Origin of the sequence: Pseudomonas nitroreducens NBRC 12694, assembly GCF_002091755.1 — a bacterium.
GTDB lineage: Bacteria > Pseudomonadota > Gammaproteobacteria > Pseudomonadales > Pseudomonadaceae > Pseudomonas > Pseudomonas nitroreducens.
Genome location: NZ_BDAI01000001.1, coordinates 384449 through 404738, shown reverse-complemented (window position 1 = coordinate 404738; position 20290 = coordinate 384449). Strand labels below are relative to the sequence as shown.

Below are 20290 nucleotides of genomic sequence, written 5' to 3'. Positions count from 1 at the left end.
TTCAATGAGCAGGAACGACGGGGCGCGGCGGGTAGACCCGCAGCGGCATCAGGGGAATCAGGACGAGCAGGGCGGCGGCCAGCCAGGACATCGCCAGCAGGGTTTCGGACGCGGCGAGCACGCCGGCCTGACCGCGCACCTGCCCGGCCAGCCGGCTGACGTTCTCGGCGCCGCCCAGTTGTTCAAGGCGCAGGCCGAGGGCTTGCGAGGCGTTGCCCAGGTGGTCGACCAGGCGGTTTGAGTGGTAGTGCTCGCGCCAGGTCATGAGGAACGTGACGATGGTGCTGCCCAGCACTGCGGAGAAGCCGCGCACGCTGTTGAACCAGGCCGAGGCGAACGGCCCTTCGATGGGCGCGACGACGCTGGTGGCGGACATCAGCAGCGGCACCACGGCCATCGGCTGGCCGATGATCTGCAGCGCCAGCAGGGTGTAGAAGTTCTCCCGCGTCCACTCGCTGGTCAGCTGGCTCATGCCGAAGGCCGAGAGCCCGCACAGGCTGATGCCGATGGCCAGCACCCAGCGGCAATCCACGCGTGGGATATTGCACAGCGCGGCCACCAGCGGCAGGGAGATCAGCTGCGGCAGCGCCACCAGCAGCGCCATTGGCGCCGATTGCAGCGGGCGATAACCGTGGGCCGAGGCCAGGTACGACGCCGGCACGCCGGAGCACGCGCCGAGCACCACCAGCACGCCGGCGAGGGTGATCAGCGAGTGGGTGAAGTTGCGCCGCTTGAGGATGTCCAGGCGGAAGAACGGCAGCGGATGCGTCCACTCGTTGACGAAGAACGCCGCCAGCAGCCCGGCGCCGCCGATCACCAGCAGGGTGATCAGGTCCGACTCGAACCAGTCCAGGCGCTCGCCCTGCAAGAGGCCGATCACCAGCATGAGGATGCCCGGCAAGCCAAGTGAAAGGCCCAGGTAGTCGAACTGACGCAAGCGTTCCAGGCGCAGCGGGTCCTGCGGGATGCCCCAGGCGACGGCAGCGAGCGCCACGGCGCAGAGTGGAATGACCTGCCAGAACACCCAGTGCCAGCCGACGAATTCGGTCCACAGCGCCGCCAGGGGCATGCCGAGATTGGGCGCGAAGGTGGCGGTCAGCGCATAGGCACCCAGGCCGTAAAGCTTGATACCCGGCGGCAGGAAGCGCAGCGCCACGGTCATCAGCATTGGCGGCATGCAGCCGCCGGCGAAGCCTTGCAGCAGGCGCAACAGGTAGAGCGTCTCGACGTTCGGCGCAAAGGGGCAGAGCAGTGCCAGCAGGGCAAAGGCGGCGATGGCGCCGAGGGTGAAGCGGCGCAGCGAGACGGTGACCGAGAACCAGGGCGCAAAGGCCATGGCGGCGACCTGCGCCGCCGAATACAGGGCGAGCAGCCAGGTGCCTTCGTCATGGCCGATGGACAGTGCGCCGCGCACGTCGGTCATGGCCAGGTCCGTGACCTTCTCGTTGAGCCCGGCGCTGAGGGAGGCGATCAGCACGCCGAGCATGCCGACCACGATGCGCAGGCCGAACGGCTGGGCAGCAGCTGGCGTGGCTGGCTTGGCCGGTTGCGGATGGGCAGCGGAAATCGGGGCGAGCGCGGTCATGGCCGGCCTCCACGGGGGTGGCCGATGCCGCCGCCGGCAGGCGGTTCGGTGCAAGGCATAGGAATCAACTCGGGTATTTGCGACCGAGTCTAGGGAAGGTCGATAGCTGTGGAAATTGAAATGATTGCAGCTAATCAGTGCGTTTAGCGCACTTGTCGCGCAATCAGCTCAGCAGGCCGGAGCTCTCGCGCAATTCGATGCACACACGCTTCACCGTCTGTCGCAGCCAGCTGTGCGCCGGGTCGTTGTCGAAGCGCGGGTGCCAGGCCTGGAGGATCACCACGGATTTGAGCGGCAGCGGGATGTCGAACTGGCGCAGGGCGAAGCCCAGGCGGTCCAGGCGCCACAGCGAATGCTCGGCGATGGGCAGTACCAGGTCGGATTCCAGCAGGGCGAAGATCGAGGAGTGGAAAGTCGGCGCGGTCAGGCGGATCTCGCGGCGCAGGCCGAGGTTCGCCAGTTCCTCGTCGATCGGCCCGATGGCTCGGCCGCGGCGGGACACGCTGATCTGAGGAAAGGAAGCGAAGCGTTCCGGGGTGATCTCGTCGTCGAATATCGGGTGGTCGCGCCGCGCCAGGCCGACGAAGTTGGTGGTGAACAGCGTCTGCGTGCGGATTTCCGGCTCCAGCGTCGAGGTGGCGCCGATATAGAGGTCGATGCGGTTCTGCCGCAGGGCTTCGTCATCGAAGTCCGCTTCCGGGGCAATGCGCAGGCTGCAGCGAGGCGCTTCTTCCTTCATCACCGCCAGCATGCGCGAGGCAAAGCCGCCCACCAGCACGTTGTTGGAGCGCAGCACGAAGCAGCGCTCCAACTGGTCCATGCGCAGGTTTTCCTTGGCGTTGAACAGGCGCATGGCGTGTTCCACCAGGTCGCTGACTTCCTCGCGCAACTGCAGTGCGCGAGGCGTCGGCACCAGGTTGCGCCCGGCACGAACCATGATCGGGTCGCCCACCGCTTCGCGGATGCGCGACAGGGTGCGGCTCATCGCCGGCGGGCTGAGGTGCATGCGCCGCGCGGCGCCGACCACGCTGCCTTCTTCGAGCAGGATGTTGAGGGCGACCAGCAGGTTGAGATCGGGCAGGGCCATGGTGACTCCGAAGGATGGGCGCGTTGCTATTCATGTTCCATTGCGACGGGCTTGATGGGCAAGCGTGCGTTTGACGCAATGGTTAATTACGTTTTGCGTGCCTTTACGGTGCGCGCCCTGGCCCGAAGAATGGCGGCGGATTTCGTTTCATGAAGGAGAAAGGCATGTTCAAGCGGATTCTTCTGGCCATCGACGGCGCGGCGCAGTCGCCGCGGATCATTGCCAGCGCCGCCGAGCTGGCGCGGTGCAGTGATGCGGTGGTGCATGTGGTATGCGCCGTGGACCGCGCTTTCGCCATGCCGCGCCAGGATGCGCTGGAGTACCCGCCGGCGGAGCAGGAGCAGCACGAGGCCCAGGCGCTGGTGGATGATGCCGTGGTGCAGTTGCAGCCGTGCGTGGCGACGGGAGCGGTGGTGGCCGGTGATCCGGCGCGGGCGATCCTGCGCGAGGCGGAGCGGCTGGAGTGCGACCTGATTGTGATCGGCCATCGTCACCTGGGGCGCATCGAGCGCTTGCTCGATCCATCGGTGGGGCAGCGGGTGATCGAGCGGGCGCCGTGTCCGGTGCTAGTCGAGGTGCGGGAGTAGCGTACCTGTTGGCTCTGGGCCGTGCGAACCCGCCCAACGCAGCGCTCGACAGGCCAAGCGCGGATAGAGTCCGCTCCTGCGCTGGCCGGGGAGAGCGGCACCCCTGTGGGAGAGGGGTGTGCGAAACAGAAAGAAAAGCGGCCCCGGCGCCGGGTTGGTCCTGAGCGAGGACCCGGCGCCGAAGCCGTAAGGGGTCAACCGCGGCGATGCACGTTGCGGCCGTGCGCGAAGGTTTCCTTCACGGTACGGTCGTCGCCGAGGATGACCAGTGCGAAGAGTTTCTCCTCCAGGGTTTTCGCCTGCTGCAGGCGGTAGCCCAGCAGCGGGGTGGCCTTGTAGTCGAGGACCACGAAGTCGGCCTCGTTGCCCTGGGCGAAGCTGCCGACCTTGTCTTCCAGTTCCAGCGCGCGGGCGCCGCCGAGGGTGGCCAGGTACAGCGACTTGAACGGGTCGAGCTTGATGCCCTGCAGCTGCATGACCTTGTAGGCCTCGTTCAGCGATTGCAGCTGGGAGAAGTTGGTGCCGGCGCCGACGTCGGTGCCCAGGCCGACTTTCACCTTGTGCTTCTCCAGCTTCGCCAGGTCGAACAGGCCGCTGCCCAGGAACAGGTTGGAGGTCGGGCAGAAGGCCACGGCCGAGCCGGTTTCCGCCAAGCGCTGGCATTCGCCGTCGCACAGGTGCACGCCGTGGGCGAATACCGAGCGCGGGCCGAGCAGGCCGTGGTGGTCATAGACGTCCAGGTAGCCCTTGCGCTCCGGGAACAGCTCCTTGACCCACTCGATTTCCTTGAGGTTTTCCGACAGGTGCGTGTGCAGGTACACGCCCGGGAATTCCTTGAGGAGTCGGCCGGCGGCGTCGAGCTGTTCCGGGGTGCTGGTGGGGGCGAAGCGCGGGGTCACGGCGTAGAGCAGGCGGCCCTTGCCATGCCAGCGCTCGATCAGGGCCTTGCTGTCGGTGTAGCTGCTTTCGGCGGTATCGGTCAGGTAGTCCGGGGCGTTGCGGTCCATCATCACCTTGCCGGCGATCAGACGCAGGTCGAGCTTTTCCGCAGCGCCGAACAACGCGTCCACCGACTGCGGGTGCACGGTGCCGAACACCAGCGCGGTGGTGGTGCCAGCGCGCAGCAGTTCCTTGAGGAAGATACCGGCCACATCGGCGGCGTGGGCCGGGTCGGCGAACTGCTTCTCGGTGGGGAAGGTGTAGGTGTTCAGCCAGTCCAGCAGCTGCTCGCCGTAGGAGGCGATCATGCCGGTCTGCGGGTAGTGGATGTGGGTGTCGATGAAGCCGGGGGTGATCAGCGCATCGCGATACTCGACCACTTCCACGCCGCCCAGTTGCGGCAGTAGTTCGGCGGCATGGCTGAGGCGGGCGACCTTGCCGTCTTCCACCAGCAGGATGCCGTCCTCGAAATACTGGTAGGACTGCTCCACGCCGACTTCGGCCGGGTCGGCGACGCTGTGCAGGATACTGGCGCGGTAGGCTTTGGCTTGAGTGCTCATCGATCTCTCTTCAGTCGTGTTTCGGGGCCGGGGCGCGTGTGGGCGCCGGGGCGGAAATTTCAGGCGCCGCTTTCGGCAGTGCGTGCACGGCGGCTCGTGGGTAACAGTTTGGCCACGGTGTTCTCGCCCTGGCTGGTCTGCTGACCGAAGGTGGCGTTGTAGGTGGCGATGACTTCGCCGGCGATGGACACGGCGATCTCCACTGGCAGCTTGCCCTTCACCTCGCCGATGCCCATGGGGCAGCGCATGCGCTGCACGGTGTCGGCGGCGAAACCGCGGTCGCGCAGGCGGTGTTCGAACTTGGCGCGCTTGGTGTCCGAGCCGATCAGGCCGAAGTAGGTGAAGTCGTTGCGCTCGAGGATCTTCGCGGTCAGCTCCAGGTCCAGGGCGTGGTTGTGGGTCATGACGATGAAGTAGCTGCCGGCAGGCATTTCGTCGATCTCGTCGATCACATCCTCGTTGATCACACGGGTCACACCCTCGGGGATATGGCCGGGGAATTCGGCCTCTCGCGAGTCGATCCAGCGCACCTTGCACGGCAGGCTGGCAAGCAGCGGTACCAGGGCGCGGCCGACATGGCCGGCGCCGAACACGGCGATGTGCGCCTGGGGCTGGCCCATGGGTTCGAACAGCAGCACGGTGGCGCCGCCGCAGCACTGGCCGAGGCTGGCGCCGAGGCTGAAGCGCTCCAGCTTCGGCTCGCGCTCACGAGCCAGCAGCATCTCGCGGGCGATGGCCATGGCCTTGAATTCGAGGTGGCCGCCGCCGATGGTGTCGTAGATCTTGTCGGCGCTGACGACCATCTTCGAGCCGGCGTTGCGCGGAGTCGAGCCGCGTTCTTCGATGATGGTCACCAGCACGCTGGCTTCGGCGCGCTGTTGCAGGTCGGCGAGGGCACTGATCCAGTTCATCGTATCGAACCTCGGAGGTGGCTTTTCTGTAGGAGCGAGCTTGCTCGCGAACGGGTTTCCCGGCAGCTCTGTGGCTTGGCGGTTCGCGAGCAAGCTCGCTCCTACAATTTGGAGTTAGGGTGGGGCACCGCTGGCAGGGCGGAGGACGGAAGTGGGGACGTCTCTCCCTGCCAGCGGTGCCCCATGGTCACATCACGCCGGCTCGACCTGAGCCGGTGCTTTCTCGGCCTGGGCCAGCTTCAGCTTGCGCATCTGCTCCACGCCCCAGAGCACGCGCTCGGGGGTGGCCGGGGCGTCGATCTGCGGCTGGGCGCGGTAGTCCGCCAGGCTGGCCACGGCGTCCTTGATCGCGCAGAACACCGAGATGCCCAGCATGAACGGCGGCTCGCCGACAGCCTTGGAGTGGAACACCGTCTGCTCCGGGTTCTTGCGGTTCTCCACCAGCTTCACCCGCAGGTCAATGGGCATGTCGGCGATGGCCGGAATCTTGTAGCTGGCCGGACCGTTGGTCATCAGCTTGCCCTTGGCGTTCCAGACGAGTTCTTCCATGGTCAGCCAGCCCATGCCCTGGACAAAGCCGCCTTCCACCTGGCCGATGTCGATGGCCGGGTTCAGCGAGGCGCCGACGTCGTGGAGGATGTCGCTGCGCAGCATCTTGTACTCGCCGGTGAGGGTGTCGACGATCACTTCCGAGCAGGACACGCCGTAGGCGAAGTAGTAGAACGGCCGGCCGCGCGCCTGGCTGCGGTCGTAGTAGATCTTCGGCGTGCGGTAGAAGCCGGTGGAGGAGAGCGATACCTGGCCGAAGTAGGCCTGCTGCACCAGTTCCTCGAAGGGCAGGATCAGGTCGCGCACGCGCACCTGGTTATTGCGGAACTCGACGTCATCCTCGGTGACCTTCCAGTGCCTGGCGGCGAATTCCACCAGGCGCTGCTTGAGGATTTCGGCGGCGTTCTGCGCGGCCTTGCCGTTCAGGTCGGCACCGGAGGACGCGGCGGTGGGCGAGGTGTTGGGGACCTTGTCGGTGTTGGTCGCGGTGATCTGCACGCGGTCGATGTCGACCTGGAAGACCTCGGCGACCACCTGGGCGACCTTGGTGTTCAGGCCCTGGCCCATCTCGGTGCCGCCGTGGTTCAGGTGGATGCTGCCGTCGGTGTAGATGTGGATCAGCGCGCCCGCCTGGTTGAGGAAGGTGGCGGTGAAGCTGATGCCGAATTTCACCGGGGTCAGCGACAGGCCTTTCTTCAGTACCGGGCTGCTGGCGTTGAACGCGCGGATCTCGGCGCGGCGCTTGGCGTACTCGGCGCTGGCTTCCAGTTCCTCGGTCATCTCCTGCAGCAGGTTGTGTTCCACCTGCTGGTAGTAGTGGGTGACGTTGCGCTCGTCCTTGCCGTAGTAGTTGCGCTTGCGCACGTCCAGCGGATCCTTGCCCAGATGGCGCGCGACGGCGTCCATGATCTCCTCGATGGCGACCATGCCCTGCGGGCCGCCGAAGCCGCGGTAGGCGGTGTTCGACGCGGTGTTGGTCTTGCAGCGGTGACCGTTCACGGTGGCGTTGCCGAGGAAGTAGGCGTTGTCCGAGTGGAACATCGCGCGGTCGACGATGGAGCCGGAGAGGTCCGGCGAGTAGCCGCAGTTGCCGGCCAGCTCGATGTTGATGCCGTGCAGCAGGCCGTCGTCCTCGAAGCCCACGTCGTACTCGACATAGAACGGGTGGCGCTTGCCGGTCATCTGCATGTCTTCGACGCGCGGCAGGCGCATCTTCGTCGGGCGGCCGGTCAGGCGCGCGATCACGGCGCACAGGCAGGCCGGAGCGGCCGCCTGGGTTTCCTTGCCGCCGAAGCCGCCACCCATGCGGCGCATGTCGATGACCACCTTGTTGAAGGAGATGCCCAGCACTTCGGCCACCAGCTTCTGCACTTCGGTGGGGTTCTGCGTGGAGGTGTAGACGATCACGCCGCCGTCTTCGGTGGGCATCACCGAGGAAATCTGCGTCTCCAGGTAGAAGTGCTCCTGGCCGCCGATGTGCAGGGTGCCCTGGATGCGGTTCGGCGCGGTGGCGAGCTTGGCCTCGGAGTCGCCGATCTTGTGCTGGTGGCTGTCGAGCACGAAGTGCTTCTTGCGCAGCGCTTCGACCACGTCGAGCACCGGTTCCAGGTCCTCGTACTCGATGATCGCGGCCATGGCCGCCTTGCGCGCGGTTTCCAGGCTGTCGGCGGCGACGGCGATGACCATCTGGCCGACGTACTCGACCTTGCCGTCCGCCAGCAGCGGGTCGCCGGCGACCACCGGGCCGATGTCCAGCTGGCCGGGCACGTCATCCTTGGTGATGGCGATGGCGACGCCGGGGAACTGGTAGCAGGGGCTGACGTCCAGTTTGGTGATGCGCGCGTGGGCGCGGTCGCTCATGCGGGCGTAGACGTGCAGCTGGTTGGGGAATTCCAGTCGGTCATCGATGTACTGCGCTTCGCCGCTGACGTGCTTGGGCGCGCTTTCGTGCTTGACGCTGCGGCCGACGCCGGTGGTGAGGTCGGCGCGGAACAGCGCGGTGAGTTCTTCCTGGCTTTTTTGCGGCTTATGCATAGTGGGTCACCCGGGTCACGGCCTGAGGGGCTTCCAGCTCCAGGAAGCACTTGCGCAGCAGGTTCTGCGCGGTGAGCAGGCGGTATTCCTTGCTCGCACGGAAGTCGGTGAGCGGCGCGAAATCTTCGCTCAGAGCCTGGGCGGCGCGTTCGAAGGTGGCGCTGTTGAAAGTCTGGCCGAGCAGCGCAGCCTCGCAGGCCTTGGCGCGCTTCGGAATCGCGGCCATGCCGCCGAAACCGGTGCGTACGGCGGTGATCTTGCAGTTCTCGACGGTGACGCTGAAGGCGGCGCACACGGCGGAAATATCGTCGTCCAGGCGCTTGGAGACCTTATAGGCACGGAACGCCTGGTTGGCCTGCGGACGGGGGATGATCACCTGTTCGATGAACTCGCCTTCCTGGCGCGCGGTGACCTTGTAGTCGATGAAGTATTCGTCGATCGGCAGTTCGCGGCGTTCGGCGCCCTTGCGCAGCACCAGGCGCGCGCCGAGGGCGATCAGCAGCGGCGGCGAGTCGCCGATGGGGGATGCGTTGCCGATGTTGCCGCCCAGGGTGCCCTGGTTGCGGATCTGCAGCGAGGCGAAGCGGTGCAGCAACTCGCCGAAGTCCGGGTAGTCGCGGGAAAGCGCTTCATAGCAGTCGGTCAGCGGAGTCGCCGCGCCGATCTCGATACGGTCGTCGAAGACTTCGACGCGCTTCATTTCCTCGACATGGCCGACGTAGATCATCACCGGCAGTTCGCGGTGGAACTGGGTGACTTCCAGGGCCAGGTCGGTGCCGCCGGCCAGCAGCCGTGCTTGCGGGTTGGCGGTGTAGAGGTCGGCCAGGTCGGCGATGGTCAGCGGCAGCAGGCAGCGCTTGTCGCCGCTGTTGAGCTCGGCGGTTTCGTTGGGCGCGATGGCCTTGAGCTGGGCGATGATTTCCGGCTGGGCGACGTCGAACTGGTCGGGCTGCTTCTGGCAGCAGGACTGCTCGGCGGCATCAAGGATCGGGCGGTAGCCGGTGCAGCGGCACAGGTTGCCGGCCAGCGCTTCATGGGCTTCGGCCTTGCGCTCGTCGGCGGTTTCGCCCGCGCTGTTCTTCTGCAGGGCGAACAGCGACATGACGAAGCCGGGGGTGCAGAAGCCGCACTGCGAGCCGTGGCAGTCGACCATGGCCTGCTGTACGCCGTGCAGTTCGCCGCGGTGCTTGAGGTCGTCGACGCTGATCAGCTGCTTGCCGTGCAGCGAGGAAACGAAGGTGAGACAGGAGTTGAGGGTGCGGTAGCGGATGCGCTCGGCACCTTCTTCACCGACCAGCTCGCCGACCACCACGGTGCAGGCGCCGCAGTCACCGGAGGCGCAACCCTCCTTGGTGCCGGTTTTGCCCAGGGTCTGGCGCAGGTAGTTGAGCACGGTGAGATTGGGATCGAGGCGGTCTTCGACGCGCAGCTCGCGATTGAGCAGGAACCTGATCAAGGCTTGCCTCCAGGCTGATTCTTGTTTTTGGTAGGGCACTGGATGGCGAATTTATGGAAAGCTGACTTTTGAGTCAATAAAATTTCTGTCCGAATAGTCAGAAAGTTTTTCCGGCATGACAAGTGGTAGGGAGAGAGTGGCTTCTCGCTCCTACAAGGTCAGCGGAAAGAAAAAAGGCGGCAAGCCGGGGTAGGGCTTGCCGCCAAGGCGTGGAACTCGTCGATCAGGCTTGCTGGGTAGCGCTCAACTGATATTCCTCACCGGCGTAATAGGCGCGCACCCGGCGGTCCATCACCGCGCGCCAGAGCGGCGGGAACAGCGCCAGGACGATCATCCCGGCATAGCCATTGGGCAATTGCGGGCTCTCGTCGAAGTGCCGCAGGACCTGATAGCGGCGCTTGGCGTTGGCGTGGTGGTCGGAATGGCGCTGCAGGTGGAAGAGGAACAGGTTGGTCAGCAGGAAGTTGCTGTTCCAGGAGTGCTCGTGGGTGGTTCGCTCGTAGCGCCCGGTTTCGAGGCGGCGCCGGTGCAGCCCGTAGTGCTCGACGTAGTTGACGATCTCCAGCAGGGTGAAGGCCATCACCGACTGGCCGATGAAGTAGACCGCGCCGATCCAGCCGAAGGCAACCGTGAAACCGACCAGGAACAGCGCGCTGATGACGTACCACCAGATCAGCTCGTTGCGCCAGTGCAGCGCCGGCAGGCCCTTGCGTTTGAGGCGCTCCTTCTCGAGCTTCCAGGCATTCAGGAAGTTGTGCTTGTAGGCGTGGGGCAGGAAGGCGTAGAGGCTCTGGCCGTAGCGCGAGGACGAGGCGTCCTCCGGTGTCGAGACGTGCACATGGTGCCCGCGTACGTGCTCCACCTTGAAGCCCGCGTAGCACACCGCCGCCAGCAGCAGGCCGCCGGCGTTCTGTTCCAGCTCCGGGTCCTTGTGGATCAGTTCGTGGGAGACGGTGATGCCGATGGCGCCCATCACCGTGCCCACCGAAAGAATCCAGCCCAGTTGCCCGACCCAGTTCCAGGCGTCATAAGTGGCCAGCACCCAGCCGCCGTACACCAGCATGCCCAGCAGCAGCGGCACCGTCAGCAGGCTGAGGAAGCGGTAATAGCCCTCGCGCTCCATGGGTGGGACTTCCTCGATCTCATCTGGATTGGCCGGATCGCGGCCGACCACGAAGTCCAGCAGCGGGATCACCCCGAACACCACGGTGATCACCAGCCAGGCCCAGGCATTGGGATAGTTGCTGCCGTAGGACCACCAGTAGCTGACGGGGATACCGAACACCGGCACCAGCCAGATCCAGTAGCCGGCTTTCTTGAGACGCAACATCCAGGCAGGGGAAAGGAAAAAGGCGAACATGGACGACTCCCGATACGTCTCTTGTGTAGGATTGTCTGACAATCCTGCGCCTGATTCCCCTGTCAGACGCACCAACCTTTGTTCTGTCATCCCCCCAGGGCAGGGGATGGCGCGGTAACACCCTGTGTTACACTGCGCGTCCGCATTACCCCTCGAAAAGCGCCCCGATTCTTAAGGACAACCATGACGTTCAAGGCCCCGGACAGCCTGGCTGAGCAGATCGCGCATCACCTTGCCGAGCGCATCATCCGGGGCGAACTCAAGGAGCGCGAGCGCATCCAGGAACAGAAGGTCACCCAGACCCTCAATGTCAGCCGTGGCTCGGTGCGCGAGGCGCTGCTGATCCTCGAGCGCCGCCACCTGGTGGTAATCCTGCCGCGCCGCGGCGCCCAGGTGTCCGAGCTGTCTCCCGCCCACGTCGAAAGCCTCTACTCGCTGGTCATCGAGCTGTACATCATGCTCGCCAGCAGCGTGGCCCGGACCTGGCGGGAAGAGGCCGACCTGGCACCCTTCATGGCGATCCAGCAGCGCCTGCTGGACAACCTCGAGCGCGGCGACATCAACGCCTTCGTCGAATCCAGCTTCGACATCATGCGCGCTGCCTTCCCGTTCGCTGGCAACCCCTACCTGCAGGAAACCGTGGAAAATCTCCTGCCGGCCATCAGCCGCACTTATCATCTGGCCCTGGAACGCCGCAAAGGCGAGATGAGTCAGTTCATCGGCAGCTTCGAAGACCTGCTGCGCGCGGTGGTCGGGCGCGACGAAGCCGGCATCCGTGCGGTGCTGCTCGACTACGGTCGGCACAACAGCCAACTGGTCCTGGCCGCTCTGGCTGAACGATAAGCTCGCTACTAGAAGAACAAGGGGGGAGGGCGCATGCGGCTCAAGTGCATCAAGCTGGCGGGCTTCAAGTCCTTCGTCGATCCGACGACGGTCAATTTTCCGAGCAACATGGCGGCGGTGGTTGGCCCCAACGGTTGCGGAAAATCCAACATTATCGACGCCGTTCGCTGGGTGATGGGTGAGAGTTCGGCGAAGAATCTCCGCGGCGAGTCGATGACCGACGTCATCTTCAATGGCTCCAACACCCGCAAGCCGGTGACCCAGGCGTCCATCGAGCTGATCTTCGACAACTCCGACCAGACCCTGCTGGGCGAATACGCCAGCTACGCCGAGATTTCCATTCGCCGCCGCGTGACCCGCGACGGCCAGAACACCTACTTCCTCAACGGCACCAAGTGCCGGCGCCGGGACATCACCGACATCTTCCTCGGCACCGGCCTCGGGCCGCGCAGCTACTCGATCATCGAGCAGGGCATGATCTCCAAGCTGATCGAGGCCAAGCCCGAGGACCTGCGCAACTTCATCGAGGAAGCCGCCGGCATCTCCAAGTACAAGGAGCGCCGCCGCGAAACCGAAAACCGCATCCGCCGCACCCAGGAAAACCTCGCGCGCCTGACCGACCTGCGCGAAGAGCTGGAACGCCAGCTCGAACGTCTGCACCGCCAGGCCCAGTCGGCGGAGAAGTACCAGGAGTTCAAGGCCGAGGAACGTACCCTCAAGGCCCAGCTCGGCGCCCTGCGCTGGCGCGACCTGAACGAGCAGGTCGGGCAGAAGGAAAAGGTGATCGGCGACCAGGAAGTGGCCTTCGAGGCGCTGGTGGCCGAGCAGCGCAGCGCGGACGCCAGCATCGAGCGCCTGCGCGACGGCCACCACGAGCTGTCGGAAACCTTCAACCAGGTGCAGGGCCGCTTCTATTCCGTGGGCGGCGACATCGCCCGCGTCGAGCAGAGCATCCAGCACGGCCAGCAGCGCCTGCGGCAATTGCAGGATGACCTGCGCGAGGCGGAGAAAACCCGCCAGGAAACCGAATCCCACCTGGGCCACGACCGCACGCTGCTGGCCACCCTGGCCGAAGAGCTGGAGCGCCTGGCCCCGGAGCAGGAGATCAGCGCGGCCGCTGCCGAAGAGGCCACCGTTGGCCTGGAAGAGGCCGAGCAGCGCATGCATGACTGGCAGCAGCGCTGGGACGCCTTCAACCAGCAGAGCGCCGAGCCGCGCCGCGAAGCCGAAGTGCAGCAGTCGCGCATCCAGCACCTGGAGCAGAGCCTGGAGCGCCAGGCCGAGCGGCAGCGCCGGCTGAGCGACGAACGCACACAACTGGCGGCTGACCCGGAAGACGCCGCGATCCTCGAACTGGGCGAGCAGGTTGCCGCCATCGAGTTGCTGCTGGAAGAGTCGCAGATCGAAGAGCAGGAACTGGCCGAGCGCCTGGAGCGCGTGCGCCAGTCCCTGCAGGAAAGCACCTCTGCGCAGCACCAGGCGCAGGGCGAGCTGCAACGCCTGAATGGCCGGATCGCCTCGCTGGAAGCCTTGCAGCAGGCCGCGCTCGATCCGGGCGACGGCACTGCGCAGTGGCTGCGCCAACAGGGCCTGGAACAACGCCCGCGCCTCGCCGAAGGGCTGCGCGTGCAGCCGGGCTGGGAGCTGGCGGTGGAAACCGTACTCGGCGCCGACCTGCATGGCGTGCTGCTGGATGATCTGAAGGGGCTGCCGTTCGACGCGTTGGAGAAGGGCGAGCTGCGCCTGCTCGATCTGGCCGCTGGCGCTGTTTCCCGCCCCGGCAGCCTGCTGGACAAGGTCGAGACGAACGTCGACCTGAGCTACTGGCTGGGCCGCGTGCGCCCGGTCGAAACCCTGGATCAGGCCCTGGTCCAGCGCGCTTCGCTGGGCGACGGCGAGAGCCTGGTCAGCCGCGATGGCTACTGGGTCGGCCGCAACTTCCTGCGTATGCGCCGTGGCGAATCCGCCGATGGTGGCGTGCTGGCGCGTGGGCAGGAGCTGGAGCGCCTCTATGTCGAGCGGGAGACGCTGGAACAGCGCCTCGCCGAGATCGACGGGCAACTGGTGCGCCTGCGTGACGAGCAGCGTCACGCCGAGGAAGGTCGTGACCAGGTGCGCCGCCGCCTGCAGGACGAAGGTCGCCGCCAGGGCGAATTGAAGGCGCAACTGTCCGCGCAGCAGGCCAAGGTCGAGCAGTTGACGTTGCGTCGGCGCCGTCTTGACGAAGAACTGGCCGAACTGGCCGAGCAGCACGCCATCGAGCAGGAGCAACTGGGCGAAGCCCGGCTGAGCCTGCAGGAAGCACTGGACGCCATGGCGGTGGATACCGAGCGCCGCGAGTCGCTGCTCGCCGAACGCGACGGCATGCGCGAGAAACTCGACCGCATCCGCCAGGAGTCGCGCCAGCACAAGGACCAAGCCCATCAGTTGGCTGTGCGCGTTGGTTCCCTGCGTGCCCAGCACGAATCCACCCGCCAGGCGCTGGAGCGCCTGGATAGTCAGGCGGTGCGCCTGGTCGAGCGCTGCGAGCAGCTCAACCTCAACCTGGAGGAAGGCGCCGCTCCGCTGGAAGAATTACGCATGCGCCTGGAAGAGCTGCTCGACCGGCGCATGGCAGTGGAGGACGAACTCAAGCACGCGCGTCTCGCCCTGGAAGATGCCGACCGCCAGTTGCGTGACGCCGAGAAGCGCCGGACCCAGGCCGAGCAGCAGTCGCAATTGCTGCGCGGCCAGCTGGAACAGCAGCGCATGGAGTGGCAGGCCCTGAGCGTGCGGCGCAAGTCGTTGCAGGAGCAGCTCCACGAGGACGGTTACGACCTGCACGGCGTGCTGGGCACGCTGCCTCACGATGCCGCCGAGAAGATCTGGGAAAACCGCCTGGAGGAACTGGCCACGCGCATTGGCCGCCTGGGGCCGATCAACCTCGCGGCCATCGAGGAATACCAGCAGCAATCCGAGCGCAAACGCTACCTCGACGACCAGAACGACGACCTGGTGGAAGCGCTGGACACCCTGGAAAACGTGATCCGCAAGATCGACAAGGAAACCCGCAACCGCTTCAAGGAAACCTTCGACCAGATCAATGCTGGCCTTCAGGCATTGTTCCCCAAGGTTTTCGGCGGCGGTCACGCCTATCTGGAACTTACCGGCGAGGATCTACTCGATACCGGGGTGGCGATCATGGCGAGACCGCCGGGCAAGAAGAACAGCACCATCCATCTTCTGTCCGGTGGCGAGAAGGCCCTGACCGCTCTGGCGCTGGTATTTGCGATCTTCCAGCTGAACCCGGCACCGTTCTGCATGCTCGACGAGGTCGACGCGCCATTGGACGATGCCAACGTCGGCCGTTATGCGCGACTGGTGAAAGAGATGTCGGAGAAAGTGCAGTTCATCTATATCACCCACAACAAGATCGCCATGGAGATGGCCGACCAGTTGATGGGCGTGACCATGCACGAACCGGGTTGTTCGAGGCTGGTGGCGGTGGATGTGGAAGAGGCGGTGGCATTGGCCGAAGCCTGATCGCGCGGCAGAACTTGCAGCAGGCTGGCAAGGTGCCGTGTTGTGTGTCTAAGGTATTGATTTGATTGGGATAGGTCGCATTCTCAAAGCGAAGGTGGGAAGCGCTATGAAAAGTTGCAAAGTGCGCGGCGGAGTGTCGCCATAGACAGTGTAAAGTTATGTGAGAGCGTGTTAGCTTAATGCCCACTTTTGTATCGCGTGGAAAACATCAGTCAGAACATGAAGTTGGCTCCACGTTTTCAAGGGATAGGATGTCCTTTTCTTCATCATCATTTTTTGTTCAGGGGCTACGGGATTAGATGGATATCGGTCTGCGCGAATGGCTGATCGTCATTGGGCTTATCGTGATCGCCGGCATTCTGTTTGACGGCTGGCGTCGCATGCGGGGTGGCAAGGGCAAGTTGCGCTTCAAACTGGATCGCCAGTTTGCCAACCAGCCCGATGACGGGGATGAAAGCACTCCTGAACTGCTCGGGCCTTCCCGGGTGGTCGAACACCGCGAGCCGGAACTGGACGAGGAAGACCTGCCCAAGGTCAGCGCCAAGGAGTCGCGCGGCAAGCGCCGTGGCGAACCGCGCCAGGGCGACCTGAACCTGGACGACCCGGCACCGAACCTGCTCGGCCCGCTGGACGAGGAAGATTTCCCGAACCCGCTGGACGAAGCGCCCCAGGAAAAGCCGAAGAAAGAGCGCAGGAAGGACAAGGAGCGTAGCGCTCCTGCTGCCCCGGCTGCCGCCTCTTCGGCGGCCCAGGCTCCGATCGACGAAGTGCTGATCATCAACGTCATCAGCCGCGACGAGGGTGGCTTCAAGGGGCCTGCGCTGCTGCAGAACATCCTGGAAAGCGGCCTGCGCTACGGCGAGATGGACATCTTCCATCGCCACGAGAGCATGGCTGGCAACGGTGAAGTGCTGTTCTCCATGGCCAACGCGGTCAAGCCGGGCACCTTCGATCTGGACAACATCGACCAGTTCAGCACCCGTGCCGTGAGCTTCTTCCTCGGCCTGCCGGGCCCGCGCCATCCCAAGCAGGCATTCGACGTGATGATCGCCGCCGCCCGCAAGCTGGCCCAGGAGCTCAATGGCGAGCTGAAGGACGAGCAGCGCAGCGTGATGACTGCGCAGACCATCGAGCACTACCGTCAGCGCATCATCGATTTCGAACGACGCGCCCTGACCCAGAAGCGCTAAGCTTTCAGCACGCTGCACAGAAGCCCCAAGCGACCCTTGGGGCTTCGCATTTCTACCTCAAGCAGAAAAAGCCGCCGAGATTCCCGCATGACCGATTCCCAGACCGCTGCCGAACGCATCGCCCAGCTGCGCAGCGAACTCGACGACCATAACTACCGCTATTACGTGCTCGACGAGCCTAGCGTGCCGGACGCCGAGTACGACCGCCTGTTCCGCGAACTGAAGGCGCTGGAAGCCGATCATCCCCAACTGATTACTCCCGAGTCGCCAACCCAGCGCGTCGGCGGCGCGGCCGCTTCGGCTTTCGGCGAAGTACGCCATGAAGTGCCGATGCTGAGCCTGGGCAACGCCTTCGAGGAGCAGGATCTCATCGATTTCGATCGCCGTGTGCGCGAGGGCCTGGCCGATCAGCTGCCTTCCTCCGATCTGTTCGGCGGCGGAGCCGAGGTGGAATACAGCTGCGAGCCCAAGCTCGATGGCCTGGCGGTCAGCCTGCTGTACGAAAATGGCGTGCTGACCCGCGGTGCCACCCGTGGCGACGGCACCACCGGCGAAGACATCAGCGTCAACGTGCGCACCATCCGCAACGTGCCGCTGCGCCTGAAGGGCGAGGGCTGGCCGGCGATACTGGAAGTGCGTGGTGAAGTGTTCATGTCCAAGGCAGGCTTCGAGGCGCTCAACGAGCGGCAGATGGAAGCCGGCGGCAAGACCTTCGCCAACCCGCGCAATGCTGCCGCCGGTAGCCTGCGCCAGCTGGATTCGAAGATCACCGCCAGCCGCCCGCTGGAATTCTGCTGCTACGGCTTTGGCCGGGTCGAGGGCGGCACGCTGCCGGGCACCCAGGTGGAGATCCTTGAGGCCTTGAAGGGCTGGGGTATCCCGATCAGCCGCGAGCTGAAGCTGGCCAAGGGGGTGGAGGGTTGCCGCGCCTATTACGAAGATATCGGGACGCGCCGCGACAGTCTCGCCTACGAAATCGACGGCGTGGTGTTCAAGGTCAATCGCACCGATTTCCAGCGCGAGCTGGGCTTCCGTGCCCGCGAGCCGCGCTGGGCCATCGCCCACAAGTTCCCGGCGCGGGAGGAGCTCACCGAACTCTTGGACGTGGAATTCCAGGTCGGCCGCACCGGCGCAGTGACGCCCGTGGCGCGCCTGAAGCCGGTCCAGGTGGCCGGAGTAACTGTTTCCAATGCCACGCTGCACAACATGGACGAGGTCGCGCGCCTGGGCCTGATGATTGGCGACACCGTGATCATCCGCCGGGCCGGCGACGTGATTCCGCAGGTCATGCAGGTGGTCACCGAGCGCCGCCCGGCAGACGCGCGCCCGGTCGCAATCCCCACCCAGTGCCCGGTATGCGGCTCGCAGGTCGAACGTACTCAGCTGGTGAAGCGCAGCAAGGGCAAGGAGTCGGTCAGCGAGGGGGCCATCTACCGTTGCGTCGGACGACTGTTCTGCCAGGCGCAACTCAAGCAGGCGATCATCCACTTCGTTTCTCGCCGCGCCATGGATATCGACGGCCTCGGCGACAAGATCGTCGAGCAACTGGTGGACAAGGGCCTGGTGAAGTCGCCGGCCGATCTCTACACCCTGACCTTCGAGCAGGTCATCGAGCTGGAGGGTTTCGCTGAAGTCTCCACGCGCAATCTGCTCGCTGCCATTGCCGACAGCCGCAAGCCGGCGCTGGCACGCTTCGTCTTCGCCCTGGGTATCCCGGACGTGGGCGAGGAGACGGCCAAGCTGCTGGCACGCTCCCTGGGCTCGCTGGCGCGCATCCAGAAGGCGCTGCCGGAGGTGCTGACCTACCTACCCGATGTGGGCGGTGAAGTGGCCTATGAGATCCACAATTTCTTCGATGACGAGCACAACCGCAGCGTGATCCAGCAACTGCTGGAGCGTGGCGTCGAGCTGCAGGACGAGGGCGAGGTGTCGGCCGAGTTCGCCGCCGTCGCCACCCTGGCAGGCTTCATCGACAAGCTGAACATTCCCTTCATCGCCGCCACTGGCGCCGAGAAGCTCGCGGACCGCACCGGCAGCCTCGACGCACTGGTTGCCCTCAGCCAGGACTGGCTGGACCTCAGCACCCTGAAAGGAGTGAACGAGAAGGCCAGGCAGTCGGTGCGCGAGTACTTCGCCGATGCCGCCCGCGTCGAGCGTGCCAAGGCCGTCGAGGCACAGCTGGCGGAGTTCGGCATGCACTGGCGCAGCGAGCGCAAGGTCGTCGAAGGCCTGCCGCTGGCGGGCCAGACCTGGGTGCTCACCGGCACGCTGGAGGCCATGAGCCGCGACGTCGCCAAGGAAAAGCTGGAAAGCCTGGGCGCTAAGGTGGCCGGCTCCGTCTCCGCCAAGACCCATTGTGTCGTTGCCGGGCCGGGAGCAGGTTCAAAGTTGGCCAAGGCCCAGGAACTTGGCGTCGCCGTAATGGACGAAGAGCAGCTGATCAAGCTGCTGGCCAACCACGGCATCGGCGCCTGACACGCCTTCCTTCCAATCAAAGAATCAAGATCAACGCATCAAGGAGTCATTCCATGCCCATGACCAAGGACCAACTGGTTCGCGATATTGCCGAATCCCTCGACCTGACCCAGGCCGCCGTGCGCGGCGTGTTCGAGCAACTGGCGCAGATCGCCCAGGACGCCCTGGAGAACGACGGTGAGCTGACCCTGCCGGGTATCGGCAAGCTCAAGGTCAGCGAGCGCGCCGCCCGTACCGGCCGCAATCCGCAGACCGGCAAGACCATCGAGATCGCCGCGAAGAAGGCCGTGCGTCTGGTGCCCGCCAAGGCTCTGGTCGACAGCCTGAACTGATCGGCAGGCCCGTTCGGCCTCTGCGTTGCGATGCAGGACGGGGCGGGCCATTCCATTGGTTGACGGAGAGCGAGATGGACAAGGCAAGAAAGCAGCGCCTGCTCGGCGTAGGGGCACTGGTGCTGTTGTTCGGGGCTTACGTGGCCTGGACCGAGCGCCCGCAGATCGTCCTGCATTACGAGGCGCAGGGTGGTCCGGCGGTCAGCTACAGCTACAAGGAAAACGGCGAGGAAACCCTCGCGGGCGAGATCAAGCCTGGTGAGGCGCGAACCTTCCCGCTGCGCCTGTGGCGTTCCGGGGAATATCGCGTGGCCTTCCAGTTCCACCAGGGCGCGGAGCGCTACTCCACCTTCAGCACCCGTCCGGGCTACAGCAAGATGGACCTGTTCATCGGGCCGAACCTGGAAGTCTCTACCCAGCCCCGGCCCGAGGGCCTGCTGCAGGCGCAGTGAGACCGGTTACAGGTACTCGGCTACCAGCACGAGGTGACGCGTGCCTGCTGGGTCCTTGGCGCGAATCATCCCCGCGACGTTGCCGTTCGGTGTGCTGAGTTTTTCCACTGTGCGACCCTGGCTGTCGGTGAGTCGGTAATGCACCGCTAGCTGATTGCCGCGGGGCTCGTTCAGGTACAGGTCCACCGACTGTTTGCACTGGCTGGCCGTCACCCGGCCGCTGGAGCCGGTGATGTCGCTCACGCCGATCTGGCAGGTAGGCTCGACGACGGCGCCGCGAAAGGTGATGGTGCCGCTGCTGGCTGCCTGCAGCGAGCCGCAGAGGGCAATGGCAAGTAGCGCGGTAGAGTTCACGATCAATCGCATTTGAACACTCCTTGCATGGACGGGGACGCCTCGAGCGGGCGG

General features: G+C 65.1%; 15 protein-coding genes. 7 read left to right on the top strand and 8 right to left on the bottom strand.

What is annotated here, in order from left to right; genetic code table 11:
* Position 1: 1 nt before the first annotated feature.
* Both PNI01S_RS01820 and PNI01S_RS01815 read right to left on the bottom strand, forming a co-directional pair.
* Positions 2-1585: an MFS transporter gene (locus tag PNI01S_RS01820; protein ID WP_084357321.1), complete on the bottom strand. Its 1584-nt coding sequence runs from the start codon at positions 1583-1585 to the stop codon at positions 2-4.
* Positions 1586-1748: 163 nt separating this feature from the next.
* Positions 1749-2672, bottom strand: a complete 924-nt coding sequence (locus PNI01S_RS01815; RefSeq protein ID WP_037017040.1) for a LysR family transcriptional regulator — start codon at positions 2670-2672, stop codon at positions 1749-1751.
* A gap of 164 nt (positions 2673-2836) precedes the next feature.
* On the opposite strand from PNI01S_RS01815, the gene PNI01S_RS01810 reads away from it, so the two are divergent.
* Complete coding sequence (locus PNI01S_RS01810) at positions 2837-3259, top strand: universal stress protein (RefSeq protein WP_024763904.1); 423 nt, start codon at positions 2837-2839, stop codon at positions 3257-3259.
* Between the two features lie 194 nt (positions 3260-3453).
* On the opposite strand, the gene guaD is transcribed toward PNI01S_RS01810, so the two are convergent.
* The 5 genes from guaD to PNI01S_RS01785 form a co-directional block, all read right to left on the bottom strand.
* Positions 3454-4758: a guanine deaminase gene (gene guaD / locus PNI01S_RS01805; RefSeq protein ID WP_084357320.1), complete on the bottom strand. Its 1305-nt coding sequence runs from the start codon at positions 4756-4758 to the stop codon at positions 3454-3456.
* 59 nt (positions 4759-4817) lie between these two features.
* On the bottom strand, positions 4818-5669 hold the full coding sequence (xdhC, locus tag PNI01S_RS01800; protein ID WP_024763906.1) for a xanthine dehydrogenase accessory protein XdhC: 852 nt from the start codon (positions 5667-5669) through the stop codon (positions 4818-4820).
* 192 nt (positions 5670-5861) lie between these two features.
* Positions 5862-8252, bottom strand: a complete 2391-nt coding sequence (gene xdhB, locus PNI01S_RS01795) for a xanthine dehydrogenase molybdopterin binding subunit (RefSeq protein WP_084357319.1) — start codon at positions 8250-8252, stop codon at positions 5862-5864.
* Entirely contained in the window at positions 8245-9708 is a 1464-nt protein-coding gene (gene xdhA / locus PNI01S_RS01790) for a xanthine dehydrogenase small subunit (RefSeq protein WP_084357318.1), read from the bottom strand. The genes xdhB and xdhA overlap by 8 nt, the downstream gene beginning before the upstream one ends.
* A gap of 223 nt (positions 9709-9931) precedes the next feature.
* A complete protein-coding gene (locus PNI01S_RS01785; RefSeq protein WP_037008772.1) occupies positions 9932-11068 on the bottom strand; it encodes an alkane 1-monooxygenase in 1137 nt (378 codons plus the stop codon).
* Between the two features lie 183 nt (positions 11069-11251).
* On the opposite strand from PNI01S_RS01785, the gene PNI01S_RS01780 reads away from it, so the two are divergent.
* The 6 genes from PNI01S_RS01780 to PNI01S_RS01755 all read left to right on the top strand — a co-directional run bounded on the left by PNI01S_RS01780 (position 11252) and on the right by PNI01S_RS01755 (position 19882).
* Positions 11252-11911, top strand: a complete 660-nt coding sequence (locus PNI01S_RS01780) for a GntR family transcriptional regulator (RefSeq protein WP_024763910.1) — start codon at positions 11252-11254, stop codon at positions 11909-11911.
* 33 nt (positions 11912-11944) lie between these two features.
* Complete coding sequence (smc, locus tag PNI01S_RS01775) at positions 11945-15433, top strand: chromosome segregation protein SMC (RefSeq protein ID WP_084357317.1); 3489 nt, start codon at positions 11945-11947, stop codon at positions 15431-15433.
* A 299-nt stretch (positions 15434-15732) separates the two neighbouring features.
* Positions 15733-16623, top strand: a complete 891-nt coding sequence (zipA, locus tag PNI01S_RS01770) for a cell division protein ZipA (RefSeq protein ID WP_024763911.1) — start codon at positions 15733-15735, stop codon at positions 16621-16623.
* A gap of 87 nt (positions 16624-16710) precedes the next feature.
* Positions 16711-19098, top strand: coding sequence for an NAD-dependent DNA ligase LigA (gene ligA, locus PNI01S_RS01765; protein ID WP_084357316.1), 2388 nt, complete (start codon positions 16711-16713; stop codon positions 19096-19098).
* 29 nt (positions 19099-19127) lie between these two features.
* The gene (locus tag PNI01S_RS01760; protein WP_226046604.1) at positions 19128-19430 is read left to right on the top strand and encodes an HU family DNA-binding protein; all 303 of its coding nucleotides are present in this window, start codon (positions 19128-19130) and stop codon (positions 19428-19430) included.
* Between the two features lie 74 nt (positions 19431-19504).
* Positions 19505-19882, top strand: a complete 378-nt coding sequence (locus PNI01S_RS01755; protein WP_037008766.1) for a hypothetical protein — start codon at positions 19505-19507, stop codon at positions 19880-19882.
* Positions 19883-19888: 6 nt separating this feature from the next.
* On the opposite strand, the gene PNI01S_RS01750 is transcribed toward PNI01S_RS01755, so the two are convergent.
* Positions 19889-20248: a type 1 fimbrial protein gene (locus PNI01S_RS01750; RefSeq protein ID WP_084357315.1), complete on the bottom strand. Its 360-nt coding sequence runs from the start codon at positions 20246-20248 to the stop codon at positions 19889-19891.
* Positions 20249-20290: the final 42 nt, after the last annotated feature.